General features: G+C 69.5%; 19 protein-coding genes. 10 read left to right on the top strand and 9 right to left on the bottom strand.

What is annotated here, in order from left to right; all coding sequences use genetic code 11:
• Positions 1 to 119: 119 nt before the first annotated feature.
• Together ACN469_RS18155 and ACN469_RS18150 are read right to left on the bottom strand one after the other, a co-directional pair.
• On the bottom strand, positions 120 to 1,559 hold the full coding sequence (locus tag ACN469_RS18155) for a hypothetical protein (protein ID WP_498769579.1): 1,440 nt from the start codon (positions 1,557 to 1,559) through the stop codon (positions 120 to 122).
• A 92-nt stretch (positions 1,560 to 1,651) separates the two neighbouring features.
• Positions 1,652 to 3,091, bottom strand: coding sequence for an esterase/lipase family protein (locus ACN469_RS18150; protein WP_498769577.1), 1,440 nt, complete (start codon positions 3,089 to 3,091; stop codon positions 1,652 to 1,654).
• A 389-nt stretch (positions 3,092 to 3,480) separates the two neighbouring features.
• On the opposite strand from ACN469_RS18150, the gene ACN469_RS18145 reads away from it, so the two are divergent.
• Together ACN469_RS18145 and ACN469_RS18140 are read left to right on the top strand one after the other, a co-directional pair.
• Positions 3,481 to 4,722: a threonine aldolase family protein gene (locus ACN469_RS18145; protein ID WP_498769575.1), complete on the top strand. Its 1,242-nt coding sequence runs from the start codon at positions 3,481 to 3,483 to the stop codon at positions 4,720 to 4,722.
• An 84-nt stretch (positions 4,723 to 4,806) separates the two neighbouring features.
• Positions 4,807 to 5,001: a hypothetical protein gene (locus tag ACN469_RS18140; protein WP_498769573.1), complete on the top strand. Its 195-nt coding sequence runs from the start codon at positions 4,807 to 4,809 to the stop codon at positions 4,999 to 5,001.
• 2 nt (positions 5,002 to 5,003) lie between these two features.
• Here ACN469_RS18140 and ACN469_RS18135 read toward each other — a convergent pair whose 3' ends face one another.
• The 6 genes from ACN469_RS18135 to ACN469_RS18110 form a co-directional block, all read right to left on the bottom strand.
• The gene (locus ACN469_RS18135; protein ID WP_498769572.1) at positions 5,004 to 6,290 is read right to left on the bottom strand and encodes an MFS transporter; all 1,287 of its coding nucleotides are present in this window, start codon (positions 6,288 to 6,290) and stop codon (positions 5,004 to 5,006) included.
• A gap of 147 nt (positions 6,291 to 6,437) precedes the next feature.
• A complete protein-coding gene (locus tag ACN469_RS18130; RefSeq protein WP_498769570.1) occupies positions 6,438 to 7,574 on the bottom strand; it encodes an ABC transporter permease in 1,137 nt (378 codons plus the stop codon).
• A gap of 17 nt (positions 7,575 to 7,591) precedes the next feature.
• Positions 7,592 to 8,725 carry an ABC transporter permease gene (locus ACN469_RS18125; RefSeq protein WP_498769569.1) on the bottom strand — a complete coding sequence of 378 codons (1,134 nt, stop codon included), beginning with the start codon at positions 8,723 to 8,725 and terminating at the stop codon, positions 7,592 to 7,594.
• A gap of 6 nt (positions 8,726 to 8,731) precedes the next feature.
• Positions 8,732 to 9,670 carry an ABC transporter ATP-binding protein gene (locus ACN469_RS18120; RefSeq protein ID WP_498769567.1) on the bottom strand — a complete coding sequence of 313 codons (939 nt, stop codon included), beginning with the start codon at positions 9,668 to 9,670 and terminating at the stop codon, positions 8,732 to 8,734.
• Entirely contained in the window at positions 9,667 to 10,428 is a 762-nt protein-coding gene (locus tag ACN469_RS18115) for an ABC transporter ATP-binding protein (protein ID WP_498769565.1), read from the bottom strand. Before ACN469_RS18115 ends, ACN469_RS18120 begins: the two co-directional genes overlap by 4 nt.
• A complete protein-coding gene (locus ACN469_RS18110; protein WP_498769563.1) occupies positions 10,425 to 11,489 on the bottom strand; it encodes an HlyD family secretion protein in 1,065 nt (354 codons plus the stop codon). Before ACN469_RS18110 ends, ACN469_RS18115 begins: the two co-directional genes overlap by 4 nt.
• A 407-nt stretch (positions 11,490 to 11,896) precedes the next feature.
• Here ACN469_RS18110 and ACN469_RS18105 point away from each other — a divergent pair, with 407 nt between their 5' ends.
• The 7 genes from ACN469_RS18105 (at position 11,897) to rtcA (ending at position 20,163) form a co-directional block, all read left to right on the top strand.
• A complete protein-coding gene (locus ACN469_RS18105) occupies positions 11,897 to 12,142 on the top strand; it encodes a hypothetical protein (RefSeq protein ID WP_498769561.1) in 246 nt (81 codons plus the stop codon).
• Between the two features lie 55 nt (positions 12,143 to 12,197).
• Positions 12,198 to 12,824, top strand: coding sequence for a TetR/AcrR family transcriptional regulator (locus tag ACN469_RS18100; RefSeq protein WP_498769560.1), 627 nt, complete (start codon positions 12,198 to 12,200; stop codon positions 12,822 to 12,824).
• Complete coding sequence (locus ACN469_RS18095) at positions 12,821 to 14,041, top strand: MBL fold metallo-hydrolase (RefSeq protein ID WP_498769558.1); 1,221 nt, start codon at positions 12,821 to 12,823, stop codon at positions 14,039 to 14,041. Before ACN469_RS18100 ends, ACN469_RS18095 begins: the two co-directional genes overlap by 4 nt.
• 125 nt (positions 14,042 to 14,166) lie before the next feature.
• Complete coding sequence (locus ACN469_RS18090) at positions 14,167 to 15,513, top strand: sensor histidine kinase (RefSeq protein ID WP_498769556.1); 1,347 nt, start codon at positions 14,167 to 14,169, stop codon at positions 15,511 to 15,513.
• Entirely contained in the window at positions 15,503 to 16,942 is a 1,440-nt protein-coding gene (locus ACN469_RS18085) for a sigma-54-dependent transcriptional regulator (RefSeq protein WP_498769554.1), read from the top strand. The genes ACN469_RS18090 and ACN469_RS18085 overlap by 11 nt, the downstream gene beginning before the upstream one ends.
• 93 nt (positions 16,943 to 17,035) lie before the next feature.
• On the top strand, positions 17,036 to 18,982 hold the full coding sequence (locus ACN469_RS18080) for a CocE/NonD family hydrolase (protein WP_498769552.1): 1,947 nt from the start codon (positions 17,036 to 17,038) through the stop codon (positions 18,980 to 18,982).
• 107 nt (positions 18,983 to 19,089) lie between these two features.
• The gene (gene rtcA / locus ACN469_RS18075) at positions 19,090 to 20,163 is read left to right on the top strand and encodes an RNA 3'-terminal phosphate cyclase (protein ID WP_498769551.1); all 1,074 of its coding nucleotides are present in this window, start codon (positions 19,090 to 19,092) and stop codon (positions 20,161 to 20,163) included.
• An 18-nt stretch (positions 20,164 to 20,181) separates the two neighbouring features.
• Here the strand turns inward: rtcA and ACN469_RS18070 are convergent, their stop codons facing one another.
• On the bottom strand, positions 20,182 to 20,535 hold the full coding sequence (locus ACN469_RS18070) for a hypothetical protein (RefSeq protein WP_498769550.1): 354 nt from the start codon (positions 20,533 to 20,535) through the stop codon (positions 20,182 to 20,184).
• A gap of 59 nt (positions 20,536 to 20,594) precedes the next feature.
• On the opposite strand from ACN469_RS18070, the gene ACN469_RS18065 reads away from it, so the two are divergent.
• Positions 20,595 to 21,728: S49 family peptidase (locus tag ACN469_RS18065; RefSeq protein ID WP_498769549.1), on the top strand; the 1,134-nt coding region annotated here is incomplete at its 3' end.

Raw genomic sequence — 21,728 nt, 5'->3', positions numbered from 1 at the left:
GATGAAGCTCGCCACCGCCACCTTCAGGATGGAGTCCCGCTGTTCGTGCGCCGGTGCTTCCATGGGGGGCTGCTCCTCTGGGCTGGACATCGGGCTCCGTGAAGTGCGTCGGCGCGGGGCTAGAGCTGCAGGCGGAGCGTCAGGAAGTAGGACGCGTCAATCTCGTCTTGGACGCCGTCCTGCTTCTTCTGGTGGCGCGCGTACCGGCCACCAATGGCCACGTCCTCGGTGAACCAGTAGGTGCCGCCGATGTTGAGGAAGGTCTGCGTGGTGCGCGTGACGGGCTCCCGGGCGGGCGCGTCCTGCGTGGCCGCGACGAAGGACGGCGAGCGGTCCGCGACGCGGTTGAACTGCACGCCGATGCCCGAGCGTCCATGGAGGTTGACGTCCACGCCCGCGCCCAGGCTGGTGGCTGTGTAGCGGGTGCCCAGGAGCTGGTCCGCGAAGCCCGGCGTGCTGTTCGTCACGTCGTTCTGCACGCGCGCGAAGTTGAAGAACGGGGTGATGAAGAGGGGAATGCCCACGTTGGCGTGCAGCTTGAAGAGCAGGTTGCCGCGCAGGTTGTTGCCGTGCAGGAGCGGGTCGGTGCGCGACGTCGTCTGGTAGTTCACGTCGAAGACCTGGGCCATGGCCTTCGCCTCGAACAGCTCGTGCGAGTACGTCAGCGAGGGGCTGAGGACCTGGAAGTGCAGGTCGTCATCGGGCTGGCCGTTGCGGTAGTTGGCCAGGGGGCGCTCCCAGAAGCGGCTGCCACCGCCGAACGAGCCGCCCACCTGGTAGGAGCTGGACGTGCTCAGCGGGTTGGCCGCGGTGAAGCCCATGCCCACGCGGAAGCCGTTCCACTCGTAGGCGGCCTGCGCGCCCTGGCCCCGGTTGAAGCCGCTGTAGAGCAGCGGGTCTCGGGTGTACTTGTCCGCCAGCAGCGTGTCGGCGATGTGCGTGGAGATGAAGTCCACGCTGGCCGGGTCCACGATGATGCCGGCCTCCAGCGTGATGTCCCAGCGCTGGAGCCGGATGACCTGGTCCCTCACGCTGAAGGACGCGGTGCCTTCCCACACGCCGGAGCCGTGCGCGCGGATGTTGCGCTCGAACTCGCTGCGGAAGGAGACGTACTGCCCCAGGCGTCCCTCGAAGCCGAAGCGGGTGAGGGCCACCGTCGTCGCGCGGCTCTCCCGGTTGCGGTTGAGCGTCTGGATGAGGTTCTCCACGTGGAGGCCGCCCGCGAGCGCGAGCACGGGCTTCACGTAGAACGTCTCGTTGCCCATCGCGAGGCTCGGCCGGACGACAGGGGGCGGTCGGGTGTCGACGACCTCCGTGGTGCCCGCCATCTCCTCGGGGTTCTTGGCCGCCTCCTTCGCCGTGGGCTTCTCCGCGGCGAGCTCTCCGGCCGACGTCGCGTCGGTGGTGGCCTGGGGCGCTGGCGCCTCGGCGGGCGTGGACGTGGGCTCCGCCTGGGACGTGGCGGACGGGGGCGAGGCGTCGGTGCTCTGGGCCCAGGCCGCTGGCGAGGTTCCGAGGGCCAGGACGCAGAGGGACGCGGTGAAGGGAAGTCGCTTCATGGGGGGCTCGAAGGGGAGGGCGAGAAAGGCTCGGACCGGCGCGCGGTGAGGAAGCCGCGCGCCGGTCCGACTGGGGGGGGAGGGGGAGGGGGTTACTCGCCCAGGTAGCGCAGCGTCAGGTCGAGCCCCGCGTTCGAGCGCAGCGAGCCGAAGTGGTTGGCGATGAAGCCGCGGTTGAAGTAGCCGCTCGTGTCGTAGTCGTTGAGCGTGGTCAGCGTGTTCGTCACGCAGCCCTCCATCTCGATGCGCGAGGCCGCCTCGGACACGTAGAAGTCCTGGTAGTTGGTGCCCCGCTCCTTGTCCGTCATCGTGAGCGTGTAGTACTTCACGACGTTCTCCCCGCACTGGCCCGTCTTGCCGAAGGCGTAGTCGCCGTCCGCGCAGGGCGTGGCGAACAAGTCCCGAGGACCGTTGAGCGGCTTGTGGAAGTACGTCTGGGAGTAGTTGGAGCGGCTGCCCATCTCGCAGACGATGGTGCCGCGCATGGTGTTGTTGTTGCTGCACAGCGAGCCGGCGGCCGGGTCATACGTGGACACGCCGTGGTTGGCGCCCGAGCCGAGGATGACGTGGCTCACCTGGGGGAAGGGGTTGATGGAGCCCGCCAGGCCCGAGCGCCACTCCACGTACAGCCGGCGCAGGGCGTCGCGCGCCACCGTCACGCCGAGCGAGTGGGCGACGAGCGCCACCTTCCGGTTGGGGTTGGCCTTCATCACCGCCTTGACGAGAGACTGGAGGATGGGCGTGGACCAGCCATGGTCGATGTTGCCCGCGGCGTTCTGGGTGGTGTTGTTGGTGGACGGGTCGATGCCCGGGACGACGTCCGTGCGGAAGTCCACGGCGATGACGCGATAGCGCTGGGCGATGAGCGTCTCAGCGAGCTGCGCGCGGGCGACGGTGTCTCCGGTGAACTGGACGTTCTCCGTGGCGGTGTTGACGAACGTGCCCGACGGCAGGATGAACTTCTCCCACGTGTGCGGCCGGGTGGAGTTGCCGTGGACGAGGATGACGATGGGCTTGGAGGTGTCCTCGTTGGCCTGGGTGTATTCCTTGGCGGCACAGGGGTAGCCCTGAATCTTCGCCACGTCCCCGTCGATGAACCCCGTGGCGCTGTTGGGACCTCCGAAGGCGGTGTTGCCCGTCCACTTGCCGTCGTTGTTGCCGTCCTTGTACGGGGTGGTGCCGGTGGTGTTCGCCTTGTCGTAGTAGAGGTTGTCCACCGAGCAGCCCGGATGGTTCGACAGGGGCCGGTACTTGCCGTCATAGGTCCGGTACGTCTCCTGCGTCTGCGGTACCGCCGTGGTGATCTCCTTCATCTCCTCGGGGTCGCCGATGGACCACGTCGCGATGTCGATGCTCGCCGCTTGAACTTCGGACGTCTTCGCGGCGATGCGCTCGCGGCACGCCTTCACGGCGGCGGGGACCTCCGTGTCCGGCCCGGGGCCTCCGTCGGCCGGGTCCTGGTTCGAGCACGCCGTTCCGACCAGACCGACAACAGCCACCACCGCGCGGAAAACCCTGCGACGCGTTGCCATGTGTAGCTCCGTTGCAATCGCTAGCTGATGTTGTGGGAGAGGCGCTGGCACGTCTTTCCGTGACAGCACGGCGATCCGTACCAAACGGGTGGTCCCGGCGGCAAATGAAGTTGAAGGGTGATTCACCTTTCTGGTCTGTCGCACATGAATACTGAATCAGTATTGCAGTGCGTCAGGCCCCGGAAGGCGCTGGAGCGGTGGTCGGATATTGCGTTGCGTCAGGGATTGGACCGGGTGGGTGTGGGGGGGAACGCGGGGCGGGAGGGATTGAGACAACGTGTCCGGATGCGGGAATGGGGTGTGCCGGAGGCGGGAATCGGATGAGGCGGGGCGGGGCGGGGGCTACGCTCGTTGGGGGGGCGACGTCCGTCCCCTGGCTGAGGAGTTCCATGTCCCGTCATCAGTTCAGTCGGAGTGAGTTCCTGTCGTTGACCAGCCTGCTCGCGGGGAGCGCGCTCTGGAGTGCTCCGGCGAGTGGCGCGGCGCCCGCGCCGGTGAAGGCTCCGGCTCGGAAGGAGACGAAGGGGTTTCCCGCCGAGCCCACGCGAGCGGAGGTGGAGGAGGTCCGCCGGGCCTGCCGTGGGTCGCTCACGGGGGCGCACGCGTCGGATGACCCGGGCGCGGAGCTCATCGCCGTGGGCGAGTGGATGCGGCGCCAGGGCGTGACGGAGGACTTCTACGGCAACAGTGAGTTCATCGACGGCTTCGAGAAGAAGGTCGCCGGGATGCTGGGCTTCGAGGCGGGTTGCTACATGCCCACCGGCACCATGGCGCAGCTCAGCGCGCTGCGGATCTACGCGGACGCGGTGAAGAACCGGAACTTCGGCGTCCACCCCTCGTCACACCATGTGTTGCACGAGGACAGCAGCCACGTGGTGCTGCACGGGTTGCATGACGTCATCATCTCCCCATGGACGCGGCCGTTGCTCGCCAAGGACGTGAGCGAGTCACCGGAGCCGCTCGGCGTCGTCAGCGTCGAGCTGCCGGTGCGGTGGCTCGGTGGGCAGCTCCAGACGTGGGAGCAGCTGGAGGAGCTGAAGAAGACGTGCCGTGAGAAGGGCGTGAAGCTCCACATGGACGGGGCCCGGCTGTGGGAGTGCCAGCCCTTCTACAATCGGCCCTTTCCGGAGATCTGCCAGGGCTTCGACTCCGTCTACGTGTCCTTCTACAAGCGGGTGGGGGCGCTGGGCGGCGCGATGCTGGTGGGAGGCCGCGACTTCATCCGTGAGGCGCGCACCTGGCGGCACCGGCACGGAGGGAACCTCTTCCACCTGACGCCCTACGTGGCCTCCGCGGCCATGCGACTGGACGCGGCGGTGGCGCGAGTCCCCGCGCAGGTCAAGCGCGCGAAGGCGCTCACCGAGGCCCTGGCCGCGGACACCCGACTCACGGTGCTGCCGCGTCCGGTGCAGACGAACATGTTCCGCATCTTCCTGCGCGGGGACGCGAAGACGCTCTCGTTGCGCGCCTTCTACGCGGCACGGGACACGGGCGTCTGGCTGGGCGGCTTCGGTCCCACGCGTGTGCCCGGAGTCGTCGAGACGGAGCTTCAGGTGAGCGAGGGCCTGGACAACGTCTCCGACGCGGACGTCGTCCGTGCCTATCGGCGGTTCCTCGACGAGGCGGCGTGAGGGAGGGCGCACGCTCGGCTGGCTGCTCCTCCGTCGGGTGGCCGTCGCCGTTGCGGAGGGCGGAAGCCGCGTTACCTCAAGGACATGACCGAAGCACTGCCCACCTCGCGCGACTTCATGATTCCAGAGGGTTGCCCCGTCTGTGCGGCGGACCTGCCGGTACGTGTCACGGCGGCGGGTCCCAGCGGCGTCTGCAAGCACTGCGGATGGCTCGGACGACCCGTCATCACCGTGACGCACAAGGGGCTGAGCGTCAGCTACGAAGGCGCGCAGGCCTGACGTCAGCCGGCCTGGGCCGTGGGGGTCTCCGCTGGCTTTGGCTCTGACGGAGTGGGGCGGCCCGCGGTCTCCAGCCGGTCCACCTTCCGCAGCTCGGGGAAGCCCCAGGCCCAGATGGCGACGATGGCCAGCGTGCCCACGGCGCCCGTGACGACGGCCGGAATCGCGCCCACGTGTTCGGCGAGCCAGCCCGCGCGGAACTCGCCCAGCTCGTTGGAAGCGCCGATGCACATGAGATTTACCGCGCTCACGCGCCCGCGCATCTCGTCCGGCGTCGCCATCAGCTCCAGCGTATGGCGCACCACCACGCTGACCATGTCGGCGGCGCCCGCGATGGCCAGCGCCACCAGGGACAAGGGCAGGGACTTGCTCACGCCGAACACGAGCGTCGCGGCCCCGAAGATGGCGACCGCCGCGAACATCTTCCAGCCGGCCCGGCCACCCAGGGGGCGCATCGCCAGCATGACGGCCACCACCGCCGCGCCCGCGGCCGGCGCGCACCGCAACAGCCCGAGCCCCAGGGGGCCGGTGTGCAGGACATCCCTCGCGTAGATGGGAAGCAGCGCCACCGCGCCGCCCAGCAGCACGGCGAAGAGGTCCAGGGTGATGCTCCCCAGCAGCAACCGCTGCCGACGCACGAAGCCCAGGCCCGCCACCAGCGTGGAGAAGGACAGCGGCTGAGACGAGGCCCGCCCGGTCCGCACCTTCAGCGAGAGGATCCACACCACCGTCAGCGCGCAGAGCGACGCGGAGCCCAGGTAGGCCCCGGTGGCTCCCGCCCAGCCGTACAGGACTCCGCCGACCGCGGGGCCCGCGATGGTGGCCACCTGCCACGTCGTGGAGTTCACGGCGATCGCGCGTGTCAGCTCGTCCTTCGGCACCAACTGCGGCGTCATCGCCGAACCGGCGGGAGCGTAGAAAGCGCGCGCCGTGCCGAAGAGGACCAGGACGCCGTACACGAAGCGCACGTCCGTGATGTGGCCCAGGGAGAAGGACAGCAGCGCGAGGCTGCACAGCAACATCACGCCCTGGCAGATGGCCAGGATGATGCGCCGGTCAAACCGGTCGGCGACCTGTCCGCCCAGCAGGCAGAACATGAGGAACGGCACGAACTGGGCGAGCCCCGTGTAGCCCAGCGCCAGGGCGCTGCCCGTCACCTCATAGACCTGCCAGCCGATGGCCACGGACTCGATCTGCATGGCGAGCACCGCGCAGAGCCGGGCGATTTGGTACGTGCGGAAGTCGCGATGACGAAAGACGGAGAGGGCAGGGGCGGCGGTCTCGGACATGCTGGAGCGGGGCTGTAACGCACGCCCGGCGGGCTTTCCAGTCACAGTGCGAGGACGAGGGGCCGAGCACACGGGCCGCCTGTTCCCTGCTCACGGGCCCCCACGGAGGGCGCGTCCTGGACTACGGTCGCGCCCCCCTTTCGCGACTCAGGCTGACGTCTTGTGGAAGCGGCGCGAGGCCACGGCCATCATCAGGGCGCCGAAGACGGCGAGCGCGAGCACCTGCCGCCACAAGTCCGACAGCCCCGCCTCCTTGAGCAGCGCGCCGCGCAGCACCTCCACGTAGTAGCGCACGGGGTTCAGGTACGTCAGCCACGCCAGCCAGTCCGGCATCGCCCGGATGGGGCTCATCACCCCGGACAGGAGCACCGCGGGCAGGACGAAGAGGAACCCGCCGACGAACGCCTGTTGCTGCGTGCGGCTCACCGTCGCGATGAGCAGCCCGACGCCCAGCGTGGACAGCAGGTAGAAGAGGGTGGCCACCGCGACCAGCGTGAGGCTTCCGCGCAGGGGAACCTTGAAGACCCAGGCGCCCACGCTCAGCGCGAGCCCCACGTCCACCAGGCCAATCAGCAGGAACGGCGTCACCTTGCCCGCCATCAGGATGCCGGGGCGCAGCGGCGTCACCTGGAGCTGCTCCAGTGTCCCCGTCTCGCGCTCGCGGGACAGGCCCATGGCCATGATGACCGTGGTGACGATGAGCAACAGCATCGCGGCGATACCCGGCACCACGTACACGGACGTGGACAGCTCCGGGTTGTAGAGCACGCGTGGCACCAGCTCCACGGGGGAGCGGGGCGGTAGCTCTCCCTGTGCCTGGGCCTGCGCTCGTGCCAGTTGCATCGCCCGGAGCACCGCGTATTGCGCCACCGCGTTCGCCGCGACGGACGAGCGGGTCGGGTCCGAGCCATCCACCAGCGCCTGCACCTGCGCGCCCTGGCCCCGCAGCAAATCCTTCTGGAAGTCCCGAGGGAAGATGAGCGCCACGGAGGCCTCGCCGCGCTCCAGGGCTTCCTCCGCGGCGAGCTCGTCGGAGACCTCCGCCTTCAAGTCCAGCGTGTCCCCGGCCGTCTGCGAGCGCGCGTAGTCGCGGCTCGCCGCCGTCTTGTCCCGGTCCACCACCACCGTCGGGACATGGCGCACGTCGAAGTTCACCGCGAAGCCCAGCAGGAAGAGCTGCATCAGCGGAGCCAGCGTGAGGAGCGCCATGACACGGCGATCTCGGGCCGTCTGGCGCACCTCCTTCACCACCACCGCGCGGTACTGCACCACCAGCGGATGCATGTTCGCCCAGCCTCCCTTCAATCCAGTCGACGCTGGAAGCGGCGGGTCGCCACCACCAGCATGAGCGCCGCGAACAGGGCCAGGGCCACCAACTGCGGCCACAGCACGTCCAGGCCATTGCCGCGCAGGAGCACCCCGCGCAGCGTCGCCACGTAGTACCGCGCGGGAATCAACGTGCTGATGAGCTTGAGCGGCGGCGGCAGGTTCTCGATGGGGAAGATGAAGCCCGACAGGAGCATCGACGGCAGCACGGACGTCATCGTCGCCACCTGCGTCGCCACCACCTGGTTGCGCGTCACCACCGAGATGAGCAGCCCCTGCCCGAGCATCCCCACCAGGAACAGGACCGAGCCCAGGCTCAGCGCGACGAGGCTTCCTCGCACCGGCACGTCGAACACCCACGCGCCCACCGTGAGCACCAGCAACACTTGAAGCAGGCCGATGCCCAGGTAGGGCAGCAGCTTGCCCACGACAATCTCGAGCCGGCCCACGGGCGTCGCGAAGAGCTGCTCCATGGAGCCTCGCTCCCACTCGCGCGCCACCGTCAGCGCGGTGATGAGCACCGCGACGATGGCCAGGAGATATGCCGCCAGCCCGGGCACCAGGAACATCGCCGAGCGCGCGTCCGGGTTGAACAGCGTGCGCACGCGCGCTTCCAAGGGAGGCGCTGCCACGCGCACCGGGCCGCCCAGCTTCCGGCCCGCCATCTCCACCAGCGCCTGGGCCTTGGCCAGCGCCTGCGTGGCCGTGTTGCCGTCCGCGCCGTCCACGAGCAGCTGGACCTGGGCACCTCCGCGCTTCAAGTCCTCGGCGAAGCCCTTCTTGATGAGGAACACCCCCGTCGCGGTGCCTCTGCGCAGCGCATCGATTCCTTCATCTGGCGACGTCCCGTCCTGGACGACCACGAACTCCTGGGACGCGGTGACCTGGCGCACCAGCTCTCGCGACAGGTCCGTGCGGTCCTGGTCCACGACGGCCAGCTCCAGGTGGTCCACGTCGAAGCTGATGCCGAAGCCGAACAGCACCAGCATCAACACCGGCATCGCCAGGGCCAGGTAGAGGGTGCGGATATCCCGGCGGATGTGCAGCACCTCCTTGCCCGCCATCGCGAGGATGCGACCCACCCGACGATTCACACGTGTCGAGGCCATGGGTGCTCAGTCCTCTCCCCGCTGCGCGCGGGCGGTGAGCGCCAGGAACACGTCATCCAACGTGGGCGCCGAGTCCTCCAGCTCCAGCGGGTCCACGCCTCGCGCCCGCAGCCAGTCCGCCAGGGCTTCCGCCGGCAGGCGCTCCGGGTCCACGCGCACGGTGGCTCCGGAGCCGAAGCGGCTCACGTCCAGCACGCCCGCCATGCCACGCAGTGAGTCCAACGCCGGAGCGAGGTGAGGGCCGCGCACCTCCAGCACCCGGCCCGGCGCGTGCGTCCGCTTCAGTCCCTCCGGCGTGTCCAGCGCCACCAGCTTCCCGTCCACCATGATGCCGATGCGGGCGCAGTTCTCCGCCTCGTCCATGTAGTGCGTGGTGACGAAGACGGTGGTGCCGCGCGACGCGAGGTCACGAATCAGCTCCCAGAAGGAGCGGCGCTGCACCGGGTCCACGCCCGCGGTGGGCTCGTCCAGGAAGACGATGCGAGGCCGGTGCAGCACCGCGCTCGCCAGCGCCACGCGCTGCTGCATGCCTCCGGGCAGCGCCCCCGTCACCTCGTCCTGCACGGCGCCCAACTGCATCCGCTCCACCATCTCCCCGATGCGCGTCTCCAGCTCTCGGCCATAAGCGCCGTAGGCGGAGGCGAAGAACTCCAGGTTCGCCCTTACGCTCAGGTCCAGGTACAGCGAGAACTTCTGGGACATGTAGCCGATGCCGGCCTTCACGCGCTCGGGCTCCTTGTCCACGTCGAAGCCCGCGACGCGCGCGCCTCCACCCGTGGGCTTCAGCAGTCCGCACAGCATCCGGATGGTGGTGGACTTGCCCGCGCCGTTGGCGCCCAGGTAGCCGAAGATCTCTCCCGCGCCCACCTCGAAGCTCACGTCGTCCACGGCGGTGAAGCTCCCGAAGCGCCGCGTCAGGTGATGCACCTCGATGGCCGGAGTCATGCGGCCCTCCCGCCGTCGCGCTTCTCGACGAGGGCCAGGAACACCGCCTCGAAGTTGGAGGCCGCCACCCCGTGCTGGCGCGCCAGCTCCCGAGGATCTCCCTCCGCGATGAGCTCTCCCGAATAGAGCAGCCCCACCCGGTGGCACCGCGCCGCCTCGTCCATGTACGGCGTGGACACCAGCAGCGTCATGCCCTCGTGGACCAGGCCATACAGGAGTTCCCACAGCTCGCGGCGGCTCACCGGGTCCACGCCGTTGGTGGGCTCGTCCAGGAGCAGCACGCGAGGGCGGTGGAGCAGGGCGCACGCCAGCGCCAGCTTCTTGTACATGCCGCCCGACAGCGCATCCGCGCGCCGGTCCGTGAAGCGACCCAGTCGGGTGATGTCCAGCAGGCGCTCGCGTCGCTCGGCGAAGTCCTGGTGCGACAGGCCGAACAGCTTCGCGAAGAAGCGCAGGTTCTCGTCGACGCTCAAGTCTCCGTAGAGCGTGTTCCGCTGCGGCACCAGGCCCAGGGACTCACGCACGGAGGAGCGTGTGTCCGCCGGGTCCTCGCCGAGCATCCTCACGCGCCCCTTGTCGGGGAGCAGCAGCCCCGCCATCAATCGGATGGCCGTCGTCTTCCCCGCACCGTCGGGCCCCACCAGCCCGTAGACCTCTCCGGTGTGGACGGCCAGCGACACGCCCTTCAGCGCCCGAGCCGCTCCGAAGGCACGGCGTACTTCCTCGAGGGACACGTCCACGTCGGCGCTGGTGCTCATGGCCGTTGCTCCGCCACCGCCGCGTCGCTCACCGGTCCCAGGGTGATGTCCACGGGCATGCCCGGAAGCAGCACGCCCTCCGGCGCGTCGATGTGCACCTCGACGGGGTAGACGAGCCGGTCCCTGTCGCCGCGCGTCTGCACGTTGCGAGGCGTGAAGGCGGCCTCGCGCGCCACGGTGACGACGCGTGCCTGGAAGGTGCGGTCGGGATACGCGTCCGCACGCACGGTGGCGGACTGCCCCGGCTTCGCCGCCGCCAGCTCCGCGTTGGGCAGATAGAAGGTCGCCTTCGGTCGGTGCGTGTCCACCAGTCGCGCGACGACCGCGCCCGGCAGGGCCAGCTCGCCCACCTCCAAGGGCAACGTCTCCACCGTGCCGCTCAGCGGCGCGCGCAGCTCGCACTCCGCCACAGACACCTGGGCCCGGCGCACCGTCGCCTCCGCGGCCTGGATGGCGCGCAGGGCGGACTCGGCTTGCTGGAGACTGGCGCGCTCCTGCTCGGTGGCGGCGCGGGCCTGTCGAGACGCCGCGGTGCTCGCGTGTTTCGCCGCCGCGAGCTGCTGCTCCAGGGACTGGGCCTGGGCTCGTGCCTGGTCCAACGCGGCCGCCGTCGTCGCGTCTCCCATCTGCTGGAGCCGGTCCGCCTGTCGTTGAGCCAGTCCATGCTGGTCCGCCAGCGAGGCGATCTGCGACTGGCTTCCTTCGGCCTGCGCGGCGACGGCTTCGCTGCTGCGCCCCGCGGCCACCGCCACAGCGCGCGCACCGTCTGCTTGTGCCTGCGCCATGGCCAGCCTCGCGGAGGCTTCACTCAGCCCCGCCTCGGGCTCCGTGCAGTCCAGCGTGACGAGCACCGCGTTCTTCTCCACGCGGGCCCCTTCCTCCACATGCCGCGTCACCACTCGCGCATTGAGCCGGGCCCGCACATCCACCGCCGTGCCCTCCACGACGCCCGAGCCTCCAGCGGGTCCTTCCGCGGCCCGTCGGTCCTTCAGGATGCGCACCCCCAACAGGGTGGCGAGCACCACCACCAGGACCACGAACACCACGACGGCACGTCGCATGGAGCCTCTCCTCGATGCCGCGGTTTCCCCCGCGGTGACGACCGCCCTGAGGGCAAGGCCCATGCCAGCACTCGTACGCCGAGAGCGCTCGCATGGGTGTCGGAGGCCCGCGCGGCACCCCTGCCGGAAACCCGGCACCCCGCCGGAAGGCCGACACCCCTCAGGTGTGTCGGTGACGGCGCTCCTCGCCTCGGAGGAGAAGGTGCGCATGCCCTGTGAGAGGGGCGTCCTTCCGAGGAGAGGAGGGACCTTCACCACGGCATCTTCATGCTTCTTCACGGGCTCGTTCGGACCCGCCATGGCACCTTGCGCCTGCCTTCCTCGGAGGATGGGGAGGGTGGCATCGCCATTGCTCATGACCCGTGCGCCACATCCCGTGCGCATCTCGTTGAAGGCGAAGAGGCCCCATGCTGCTCGACATGTACCTGTACTTCTGCCTGCCGCTCACCCGCCCCATCCAGCAGGGGCCCAAGGGCAAGGCGGCGCCCCGACGGAGACGAGCGAGCGGACGCGCCGTCGCGCCCTCCCGGCCCGCCCCTCGGCGCGGCGTGAAGGCCGTGGGTGGCAAGACGGCCAAGCCCGCCACCGGTACCCGCCGGCCCGCGAAGCGCTCGCTGCGGGTGCTCGACGGAGGCCGCGCCGGCCTGCGCTGAGTCGAAGTCACCGCCCTCGGCAGGCGGTCGATTGAATTGACAACTTAGGTCCATCTTGTCAATTCTGTCCAAGATGGGTGCCGAGTCGAAATCTCTCGAGAAGCCGCCGGACGACGCTCGGCGGAACCGGTTGCTGGACGCGGCGCTGGGGGTCTTCCTGCGCTACGGCTTCCGGAAGACGTCCATGGACCAGGTGGCCCGGGCCGCCGACATGTCGCGCCAGGGGCTGTATCTGCACTTCTCGACGAAGGAAGACCTCTTCCTCGCCACGGTGCGGCACTCGATGGAGGTCTCGCTGCGGCTCGCCAGCGAGGGGTTGTCGGATGCCTCCCTTCCGCTGGAAGAGCGGTTGGTGAGGGGCTTCGATGCCTGGGTCGGCCGCTACGTCGGCATGGTGGGCGCGGACGCCAAGGACCTGTCCGAGGTCCTGAGCACCTCGGGTGTGCAGGAGGTGGCGACGCACCACGAGGCCCTGTTCCTGGAGGCGGTGGCGAAGGTGCTGCGGGCCTCGGGACTGGTGGCCGCGTACAAGTCCACCGGCCTCACCGCGCGACAGCTCACCGACACGCTCTTCGCGACGGCGCGCGGGCTCAAGTACCTCAGCGGTACGCGTGAGGCATTCGTTCAGGGCATCGGCGTCGCGGTCCGCGCGCTGTGCATGCCCCTGGGAGCATCTCGATGAAGACGCGTGGTTGGCGGCGTGTGCTGCGCCGTGGAGCAATGGGATTGGGTGCGGCGCTGGCGGTGGTCATCCTCGTGCTCGTCGTGGACGGCCATACGGCGTTCGGCAAGAGCGCGACGGGGGCCCGGCGGGAGCGGATGGAGCGCTCGCCCCAGTGGAAGGACGGGCACTTCGACAACCCCCAGCCGCTGGTGAATCACTTCGGGGAGATGATGTCGGGGATGTTCAACGTCAGTCCCCACACCAGCCCCGGCGAGCCGATGGTGGTGGAGGCCATCAACCCGCAGCGCTTCCAGACGCCGCCCGCGTCGGGGCTGCGGGTGACGTGGATGGGGCACTCCTCGCAGCTGGTGGAGGTCGACGGGCATCGCATCCTGACGGACCCGGTGTGGAGCGAGCGCGTCTCGCCCTATTCCTGGGTGGGCCCCAAGCGATGGTTCGCGCCGCCCATCGCCCTGGAGGACCTGCCGCCCATCGACGCGGTGGTCGTCTCCCATGACCACTACGACCACCTGGACCGGCCGACGCTCCTCGCGCTGAGGGACTCCGCGAAGCACTCCAAGGTGGTGTTCATCGTGCCGCTCGGTGTCGGTGCGCATCTGGAGTACTGGGGCATTCCGACGGAGCGCATCGTGGAGCTGGATTGGTGGGAGCGCACCCGCGTCGGGGAGCTGGAGGTGGTCGCCACCCCCGCGCGCCATGCCTCCGGGCGGTTCCTGTTCGACAAGGACTCCACGCTCTGGGCCGGCTACGCGCTCATCGGCTCAAAGAATCGGGCGTTCTACTCGGGTGACACGGGCCTGTTCCCGGCGATGCGGGACATCGGCGAGCGCCTGGGGCCCTTCGATGTGACGATGATCGAGACGGGGCAGTACCACCGCGCCTGGCCGGACTGGCACATCGGTCCCGAGCAGGCGGTGCTGGCACACCAGATGCTACGGGGAAAGGTCATGATTCCCGTGCACTGGGCCCTCTTCGGGCTCGCCTACCACGGTTGGACGGAGCCGGCCGAGCGGGCGCGCGCGGAGGCCGAGCGCCTCTCCGTGACGTTGGTGTTGCCCAGGCCTGGACAGAGCCTGGAGCCGGAGGTCGAAGCGGCGAGTGCTCGCGAGCGATGGTGGCCGGAGCTGGCGTGGGAGACCGCGGCGCAACATCCCATCCTCTCCACGGGGATGGGGACGCCTGTGTCCGCGAACCAGCCTGGAGGTCAACCATGAAGGTCATCCTCTTCGGTGCGACGGGCAGGGTGCTCGAAAACGACGACATCAACGAGCTGGCCCGCCTCTATTCACAGCGGCGGGCGGGCATCCAGGCCGGGCACGCCTCGGCATGACAGGGCGACATGGAACCGCGAACCCGCCGCAGCTACGAGGCCCTTCGGCTCAAGCACATTGGCCACATCTTCGGCCGCATGGTGCGCTTGCGCGCGTATGGCGGCCTCGTGCTGATGGGGGCTGTCTCGGCGGCGACGCTCGTGGATGGCGCGCCCTGGCGCCGCATCTGGCTGCCCGTCCAGGTGGTGGTGGCCCTGTCGTTCTTCTTCTTCGAGCTGCGCCGGTATGAACGCGAGGGCCTCACGGAGCGCAGCATCTCCGGCAACCTGACGGTGGGGATCGTCCTGGAGCAGAGCCTGACGTGGGGAACGGGAGGACTGGCCAGTCCGTTGCTGCCGCTCATCCTCCCGCTGGCTTTCGTGGGGGCGGCGGTGCTCCCGCCACGCCAACGGGTCCTGTTGATGGCGCAGGAATTGGGGCTCCTGTCCTTGCTGGCGGCGGCGCACCTGCTCGAGTGGACTCCGCCACTGCACCTGTCGTTCCTGGGCGAGCCTCCCCGCGCGATGCTCCTGGCCCTGGCGGTGTTCATCCTGCTCCTGGTGGTGGCCGCCAACATCGTGGGCGCGGCCGTCCGGGGGACCTTCGAGGACATGGTGGCGGAGTCCTTCCATCAGCGCGACGAGCTGTTCGCCACGCATCGCGCCCACGCTCGGACGTTGGAGTCCTTGTCGGGGGAGATCGCCCATGAGCTGAAGAATCCCCTCGCCACGGTGAAGGGGCTCACGCAGCTCATGCGCCGCGAGCCGGGGCGCGCGCAACCTCAGGAGCGACTGGAGGTTCTGGCCGGTGAGGTGACGCGCATGCAGGACATCCTGGAGGAGTTCCTCAACTTCTCGCGTCCCCTGGTGCCGCTGTCGGTCAGCGAAGTGGACCTGGGGGCGCTGTGTGATGAGGCCGTGGTGCTGCACGAGGGGCTCGCCGCGGAGCACGGCGTGCGACTGGCTCGAGGCGGCGAGGGGGCGGTGGTCGCCGTGTGTGATCCACGCAAGGTGAAGCAGGTGGTGATGAACCTGCTCCACAACGCCATCGACGCGAGTCCCCGTGGAGGCCAGGTGGTGGTGGATGTCGAATCCGGGAGCCTGGGAGACGTGCGCGTGTTCATCCGGGACTTGGGAGCAGGGCTGTCGCCCGAGGTGTCAGCGCGGGCCTTCGACGCGGGCGTCACCACGAAAGCGAAGGGCTCCGGCCTGGGGTTGACGGTGGCACGTGCGCTGGCGCGGCAGCACGGCGGCGAGGTGACGCTGCGCAACGAGACGTCCGGGGGCTGTGTGGCGGAGCTGATGTTGCCGCGCGAGCTTCCGGCGGACACCCTGGGCCCGGTGCGGGATGTGCGCGAGGTGGCCCATGCGCGGTGAGTCGGGCGCGGTGTCTCGCGTGCTGGTGGTGGATGATGACGCGGGCGTGCGCTTCACGCTGCGGGAGATGCTGCGCAGCCTGTCCGGTGTGGAGGTGGAGCAAGCCGAGGACGGCGAGGCCGCGCTGGAGAAGCTGGCGGCGCGCTCGTTCGAGCTGGTCATCACCGACCTGCGCATGCCTCGGATGGATGGCATGGAGCTGGTGCGCCGGCTGAGCGTGACTCCCCACGCGCCGCGCATCATCGTCATCACGGCGCATGGCTCGGAGCGCTTCGCCGTGGAGGCGGTGAAGGCGGGCGCCTATGACTACTTCCGCAAGCCCTTCGACGTGGACGAGCTGCTCGCCGTCGTCACGCGCGCGCTCGAGTCGGTCCGGCTGCGCCATGAGAACGAGCGACTGACGGGGGAGCTGAACCTGTCGCGCTCCATGGTCTTCTCCTCGGAGCCGATGGGCCGGCTGGCGCAGCTGGTTCAGCGCGCGGGCTCTCGCGACGTGACGGTGCTCATCACCGGGGAGAGCGGCACCGGCAAGGAGCGGGTGGCGGAGGCCCTGGTGCGCGCCTCGCCGCGCGCGAGCGGGCCCTATCTGCGCTTCAACTGCGCGGCCCTCACCGAGGAGCTCGCGGAGGCGGAGCTGTTCGGCCACTCGAAGGGCGCCTTCACCGGAGCGAATCGCGTCCGCCCGGGGCTGTTTCGCGAGGCGGACGGAGGCACGCTGCTGCTGGATGAAATCGGCGAGCTGGCGCCTCCGCTCCAGGCCAAGCTGTTGCGCGTGCTCCAGGAGGGTGAGGTCCGCCCGGTGGGAGAAGACCGGCCAGTGAAGGTGGACGTCCGCATCCTCGCCGCCACGCACCGCGACTTGCGCAAGCGCGTGGCGGAGGGGCAGTTCCGCGAGGACCTCTACTACCGGCTCAACGTGGTGCAGCTCCGCGTGCCGGCGCTGCGCGAGCGCCCCGAGGACATCCCCGTGCTGGCGCGGATGTTCCTGGACCGCTTCAGTGACAGGTTCCACACGGGCCCGCTGAAGGTGCCGGAGGGCTTCGTCGACCGGCTGATGGCCTTGCCCTGGCCGGGCAATGTGCGCGAGCTGGAGAACACCCTGGAGAGCCTGGTGGCCCTGTCGAGTGACGGAGAGCTGGACCTGTCCCTCCTGCCCACGTCCGAGCAACGGTCGGCCGGCGCCGCGTCGACGGGCCCCGTGTCCGGGGACCTCCGGAGCGACGAGGGCGAGGCAGCCACGAGCACGGGGCTCAAGGAGCGGGTCGAGGCGTATGAGCGGGGGCTGGTGCTCGACGCACTGCGCATCGAGGGTGGAAACCGCAGCGGCGCGGCGCGGCGGCTCGGCATTGGCCGGGCCACCCTGCACGACAAGCTGCGAAAGTACGGGCTGGACAGCGCCCCGGACGAAGGCGGAGAAGGACGGGGCTGACGTCCCCCTTCAGGCTCGGGAACAAACGGCGACACGGGCCGTTCGGGGGCGGTTGTGTCCCCCATGATGTCGCGTCCCTTCGCTGGAGCGTGCATGTCCCCCGTGTCTCGCAGTCTCGCGGCGCTGCTTTGGTTGTCCCTCGCAAGTCCCGCCGTCGCCCAGACGCCACCTCCGACTCCGTCGAAGGCCCCTGGTGCCTCGACGCCGGAGCGCACGGAGCGAATCCGCTCGCGCTACACCAAGTTCGAGTACCGCATCCCCATGCGGGACGGCGTGAAGCTCTTCACCTCCGTCTACATCCCCGTCGAGGCCTCTCCCGCGAAGCGCTATCCCATCCTGCTGGTGCGCACGCCCTACAGCGTCGCGCCGTATGGCCTGGACCGGTACAAGGCGCAGCTCGGGCCGAGTGAGGCCTTCGAGAAGGAGGGCTTCATCTTCGTGTTCCAGGACGTGCGTGGCCGCCTCATGTCCGAGGGCGACTTCGTCAACGTGCGTCCCATCAACCCGAAGAAGGGCGCGAAGGACACCGACGAGAGCACCGACACCTACGACACCATCGACTGGCTGGTGGCGCGTCTGCCGAACAACAACGGCAAGGTGGGGCAGTGGGGCATCTCCTATCCCGGCTTCTACGCCTCGGCGGGCGCCATCAGCGGCCACCCGGCGCTCAAGGCGGTGTCTCCGCAGGCGCCCATCGCTGACTGGTTCTGGGACGACATGCACCGGCATGGCGCCTTCAACCTGTCGCTCGCGTTCAACTTCTTCTCGGGGTTCGGCAAGCCCCGGCCGAAGCCCACGGACAGCGAGGACTGGTCGCGCTTCGAGTACGGCACGCCGGACGGCTACGAGTTCTTCATGGACCTGGGCCCGCTGAGCAACGCGGAGACGAAGCACTTCAAGGGCGACGTCGCGTTCTGGAAGGACGTCACGGCGCATCCCAACTACGACGCCTTCTGGCAGGCGCGGAACCTCTTGCCGCACCTGAAGGGCCTGAAGGCGGCGATGCTGGTGGTGGGTGGTTGGTACGACACCGAGGACCTGTACGGCCCCCTGCGGACGTATGCCGCCATCGAGAAGCAGAACCCGGGTGTGGCGAATACGCTGGTGATGGGCCCGTGGCAGCACGGCGGCTGGGTGGGCACCGAGGGCTCCGAGCTGGGTGACGCCGAGTTCGGCTTCCGCACCTCGGACACGTACCAGGAGCTGGGTCTTGCCTTCTTCAAGCAGCACCTCAAGGGGGGCGAGAAGGCGGCGGTGCCGGAGGCGCTGGTGTTCGAGACGGGCGCCAACCGCTGGCGCCAACTGGAGAGCTGGCCGCCGAAGGGGCTGCGTGAGACGCGGCTGTTCTTCCAGCCCAAGGGCGGGCTGTCCCAGCAGGCGCCCACGGGCACCACGGAGTCGTTCGCGGAGTACATCAGCGACCCGGCCAAGCCGGTGCCGTACACGCAGGAGATCACGACGCGCTGGAGCAAGAACTACATGGCGGAGGACCAGCGCTTCGTCGCGAGCCGGCCGGACGTGCTGGTGTTCGAGACCGAGCCCCTGGAGCAGGACCTCACGCTGGCGGGCCCGCTGGAAGCGGACCTGTGGGTCTCCACGACGGGCTCGGACGCGGACTGGGTGGTGAAGCTGGTGGACGTGAATCCCGGCAAGTTGCGCGGCTGGAGTCGGGCCGACGCGGAGAAGGGCGAGAAGAACCGGGGTGGCCAGCAGACGCTGGTGCGCGGCGAGCCGTTCCGCGGGCGCTTCCGTGACAGCTACAGCGAGCCCAAGGCCTTCAAGCCCGGTGAGGTGACGAAGGTGCGCTTCACCATCAACGACGTCTTCCACACGTTCCAGAAGGGGCATCGGGTGATGTTCCAGGTCCAGTCGAGCTGGTTCCCGTTCATCGACCGCAACCCGCAGACGTACGTGCCCAACATCTTCGAGGCGAAGGAGACGGACTTCACGCGCTCCTTCCACCGCGTGTACCACTCCGCGGCGCACCCCAGCTCCATCAAGGTGGGCGTGCTGCCGGCGCTGGACGCACAGGGCAACTGAAGTCATCTGTCAGGCACCGTCCGCTCGCGCTCGAAGGGCGGCGGACGGTGCGGGAATTCCAACCCGTTCCTGTTACGTTTCCGCCCGCACGGAGGGAGGGGAGGGTCATGACGGGCACCGAGGGGTCCGAGAGCGGGCCGGTGCGGCTGGACGGGAGTGAGGGTGAGGGGGGAGGGCAGATCCTCCGCTCGGCGTTGTCCCTGTCACTCATCACCGGACGGCCGTTTCACATCACCCACCTGCGCTCGCGGCGGGAGCCTCCGGGGTTGCGACCCCAGCACCTGGCCTGTGTGCGCGGCGCCGAGGCCCTGGGTGGCACCAGCGAGGGCGCCACGGTGGGCGCCTCCGAGCTGTCCTTCACGCCGAGCCCCGTGCGCGCGGGGGACTACCTGCTGGAGGTCGGCACGGCGGGCAGCACGCCGCTCATCTTCCAGTGCCTCGTCTATCCGCTGGCGCTGGCCGGGGGTGGAAAGCTCACGCTGAGGGGCGGCACGCACCTGCCGCACAGCCCCAGCTTCCACTACGTCGCCACGGTGTGGCAGCCGGTGGCCCACGCATACGGGCTCCCCGTGCACCTCACCATGACGCAGGCGGGGTTCTATCCGGAGGGCGCGGGGGAGATGGTCGCCCACGTCTTTCCGCCGCAGGAGCCGCCTCGACTGGTGGAGCTGCCCGCGCGCGGGATGCTGCGCGAGGTGCACGTCTCATCCTTCGTGGGAGGCCTGCCGTTCGCCATCGCCGAGCGACAGTCGCGCGCGGCCGTGGCCGTGCTGCGGGAGCGGGGCATCCTGGCCGAGGCGGAGAATCGCCCGTTGCCGGTGAGCCGCTCGCTGGGCACCGTCACCTTCGTCCTGGCGCAGTTCGAGCACACCATCGCCGGCTTCACCGCGCTGGGCGAGAAGGGGCGGCCCGCGGAGGACGTGGGGCGGGAGGCTGGCGAGGCCCTGGCGCGCTTCATGGAGACAGGGGGCGCGCTGGACGAGTCGCTGGCGGATCAGATCCTGTTGCCGGCGGCGCTGCTGGCCGCGGGGCGCCTGGGCCCGGTGACGCCGGGCACCACGCGCTTCACCGCGGCTCGGGTGACGGACCACCTGACCACCCATGCCCGCGTCGTCGAGCGCTTCCTTCCGGTTCGAGTCCGGGTGGAGGCGGGTGGCGTGGTGGAGGTGACCCCGGCTTGAGGGCCGGGGTGGGGTGGTTCAGGCCGGCTCGTCGTTGTCGCGGTTGGAGTTGTTGCCAAACGTGTTCTCGTTGCCCATCTCCTTCGCCGTGGACCGGAAGGCGCGGAACCCGAAGGGGATGGCGACGAGGAACACGATGCCGGCGAGGCCCACGGCCTTCCAGGGGAAGGGCTGCGCCTTCACCTGGATGTCCTTGCCATAGGAGTTGAGGTTGTTGCCCATGGCGCGCTGCTTGGCGACCTCGCGCTCCTCGGCGGTGAGCTCACGGGGGGCGTTGAAGTCCTGGACCGGTTTGCGCGGCTGAGCCAGTGCCGCTCCGCCGGTCGCGAGCGCGAGGACCAGGAGAAGGCGGGCAAGGGAGGGATTTCTCATGAGGGGGGAGGCTATCACGACCCAACGGGAGTGCTGAACAGGGCTTGCACCGGGAGAGCGTGTCCAGTACGCGCCAGGGGCCCACATCGACCCCGGACGCCATGCTGCGCCTGCCCTTCATCGCCCTCGCCAACCTGTTGCTGCTCCTGCGAACCCTGTTGGGTGCGCCCTTCCGCCTGTTCGCGGCCAGTCACAGGCCCGCCTATGTGCGCTTCCGGCTTGCGGGGGACCCTCCGTACCGGGAGCAGCGCAAGCCCCGGTTCTCCCTGGGGGGAGGCTCGCGTCCGGAGCCCTCGGACGTCACCTCGCTGGAGCGGTTCGGCGAGGCCCTGAGGCTGCTGGCGAAGGATCCCAAGGTGAAGGGCATCCTGCTGGAGGTGGAGGAGCTGGGGTTGCCCGGGGCGAAGCGCGACGCGGTGGTGGCGTTGCTGGGGGAGTTCCGGGCGGCGGGAAAGCGGGTGGTGTCCTGGGCGGTGATGGTGGACACGGACACGTACCCGGTGCTGTGCGCGGCGGACGAGGTGCTCCTGGCCCCGATGGGGCGGTTGGAGCTGGTGGGGTACTCGGCCGAGTCCACGGCGCTGGGCGAGGGCCTGTCGCGAATCGGCATCCGGCCCCAGTTCATCCGGCGGGGTGACTACAAGACGGCGCCGGAGCTGTTCACGCATCCAGAGGTGTCGGACATCCAGCGGCGCACGGTGGAGTCGTTCCTGGACGAGCGCTACGCGACGCTGGTGGAAGCGGTGGCGGTGGCTCGGCGCAAGACGCCCGAGGAGGTGAAGGCGCTGATCGACCACGGTCCCTACAGCGGGCCGAGGGCGAAGGCGGCGGGGCTGGTGGACGCGCTGGTGGACGAGGCCGACCTGCCGCTGCACCTGGGGTTGGTGAAGGTGGAGGCGGGGAAGGAGCCGGCGGACGTGGAGGACACGGAGCTGGAGGCGCTGGACACGTATCTGGAGACGGTGCCGTTCCCTCCGGTGGCCTGGCGGCGGATGAAGCGGAAGCCTCGGCTGGCGTTGGTGCCGGTGTCGGGGATGATCGTGCCGGGGAAGGGGAACGCGGGCGGGCGGCTGGCGACGGTGGATGCGGTGGTGAAGGGGTTGAGGGCGGCGGGGCGGGACAAGCGCACGAAGGCGGTGCTGCTGTATGTGAACAGCCCGGGTGGGGCGGCGATTGCTTCCGAGCAGATTCTG

The organism is Corallococcus terminator, from assembly GCF_049194865.1.
Lineage (GTDB): Bacteria > Myxococcota > Myxococcia > Myxococcales > Myxococcaceae > Myxococcus > Myxococcus terminator_A.
The sequence above is the reverse complement of the archived record's forward strand: the minus strand, read 5'-3'. Positions and strand labels throughout refer to the sequence as shown.

Excerpts from the sequence above, each read along its gene's own strand:
- ACN469_RS18155 (WP_498769579.1), bottom strand. The coding sequence starts at position 1,559 with ATGAAGCGACTTCCCTTCACCGCGTCCCTCTGCGTCCTGGCCCTCGGA.
- ACN469_RS18150 (WP_498769577.1), bottom strand. The coding sequence starts at position 3,091 with ATGGCAACGCGTCGCAGGGTTTTCCGCGCGGTGGTGGCTGTTGTCGGT.
- ACN469_RS18145 (WP_498769575.1), top strand. The coding sequence starts at position 3,481 with ATGTCCCGTCATCAGTTCAGTCGGAGTGAGTTCCTGTCGTTGACCAGC.
- ACN469_RS18140 (WP_498769573.1), top strand. The coding sequence starts at position 4,807 with ATGACCGAAGCACTGCCCACCTCGCGCGACTTCATGATTCCAGAGGGT.
- ACN469_RS18135 (WP_498769572.1), bottom strand. The coding sequence starts at position 6,290 with ATGTCCGAGACCGCCGCCCCTGCCCTCTCCGTCTTTCGTCATCGCGAC.
- ACN469_RS18130 (WP_498769570.1), bottom strand. The coding sequence starts at position 7,574 with ATGCATCCGCTGGTGGTGCAGTACCGCGCGGTGGTGGTGAAGGAGGTG.
- ACN469_RS18125 (WP_498769569.1), bottom strand. The coding sequence starts at position 8,725 with ATGGCCTCGACACGTGTGAATCGTCGGGTGGGTCGCATCCTCGCGATG.
- ACN469_RS18120 (WP_498769567.1), bottom strand. The coding sequence starts at position 9,670 with ATGACTCCGGCCATCGAGGTGCATCACCTGACGCGGCGCTTCGGGAGC.
- ACN469_RS18115 (WP_498769565.1), bottom strand. The coding sequence starts at position 10,428 with ATGAGCACCAGCGCCGACGTGGACGTGTCCCTCGAGGAAGTACGCCGT.
- ACN469_RS18110 (WP_498769563.1), bottom strand. The coding sequence starts at position 11,489 with ATGCGACGTGCCGTCGTGGTGTTCGTGGTCCTGGTGGTGGTGCTCGCC.
- ACN469_RS18105 (WP_498769561.1), top strand. The coding sequence starts at position 11,897 with ATGCTGCTCGACATGTACCTGTACTTCTGCCTGCCGCTCACCCGCCCC.
- ACN469_RS18095 (WP_498769558.1), top strand. The coding sequence starts at position 12,821 with ATGAAGACGCGTGGTTGGCGGCGTGTGCTGCGCCGTGGAGCAATGGGA.
- ACN469_RS18090 (WP_498769556.1), top strand. The coding sequence starts at position 14,167 with ATGGAACCGCGAACCCGCCGCAGCTACGAGGCCCTTCGGCTCAAGCAC.
- ACN469_RS18085 (WP_498769554.1), top strand. The coding sequence starts at position 15,503 with ATGCGCGGTGAGTCGGGCGCGGTGTCTCGCGTGCTGGTGGTGGATGAT.
- ACN469_RS18080 (WP_498769552.1), top strand. The coding sequence starts at position 17,036 with ATGTCCCCCGTGTCTCGCAGTCTCGCGGCGCTGCTTTGGTTGTCCCTC.
- rtcA (WP_498769551.1), top strand. The coding sequence starts at position 19,090 with ATGACGGGCACCGAGGGGTCCGAGAGCGGGCCGGTGCGGCTGGACGGG.
- ACN469_RS18070 (WP_498769550.1), bottom strand. The coding sequence starts at position 20,535 with ATGAGAAATCCCTCCCTTGCCCGCCTTCTCCTGGTCCTCGCGCTCGCG.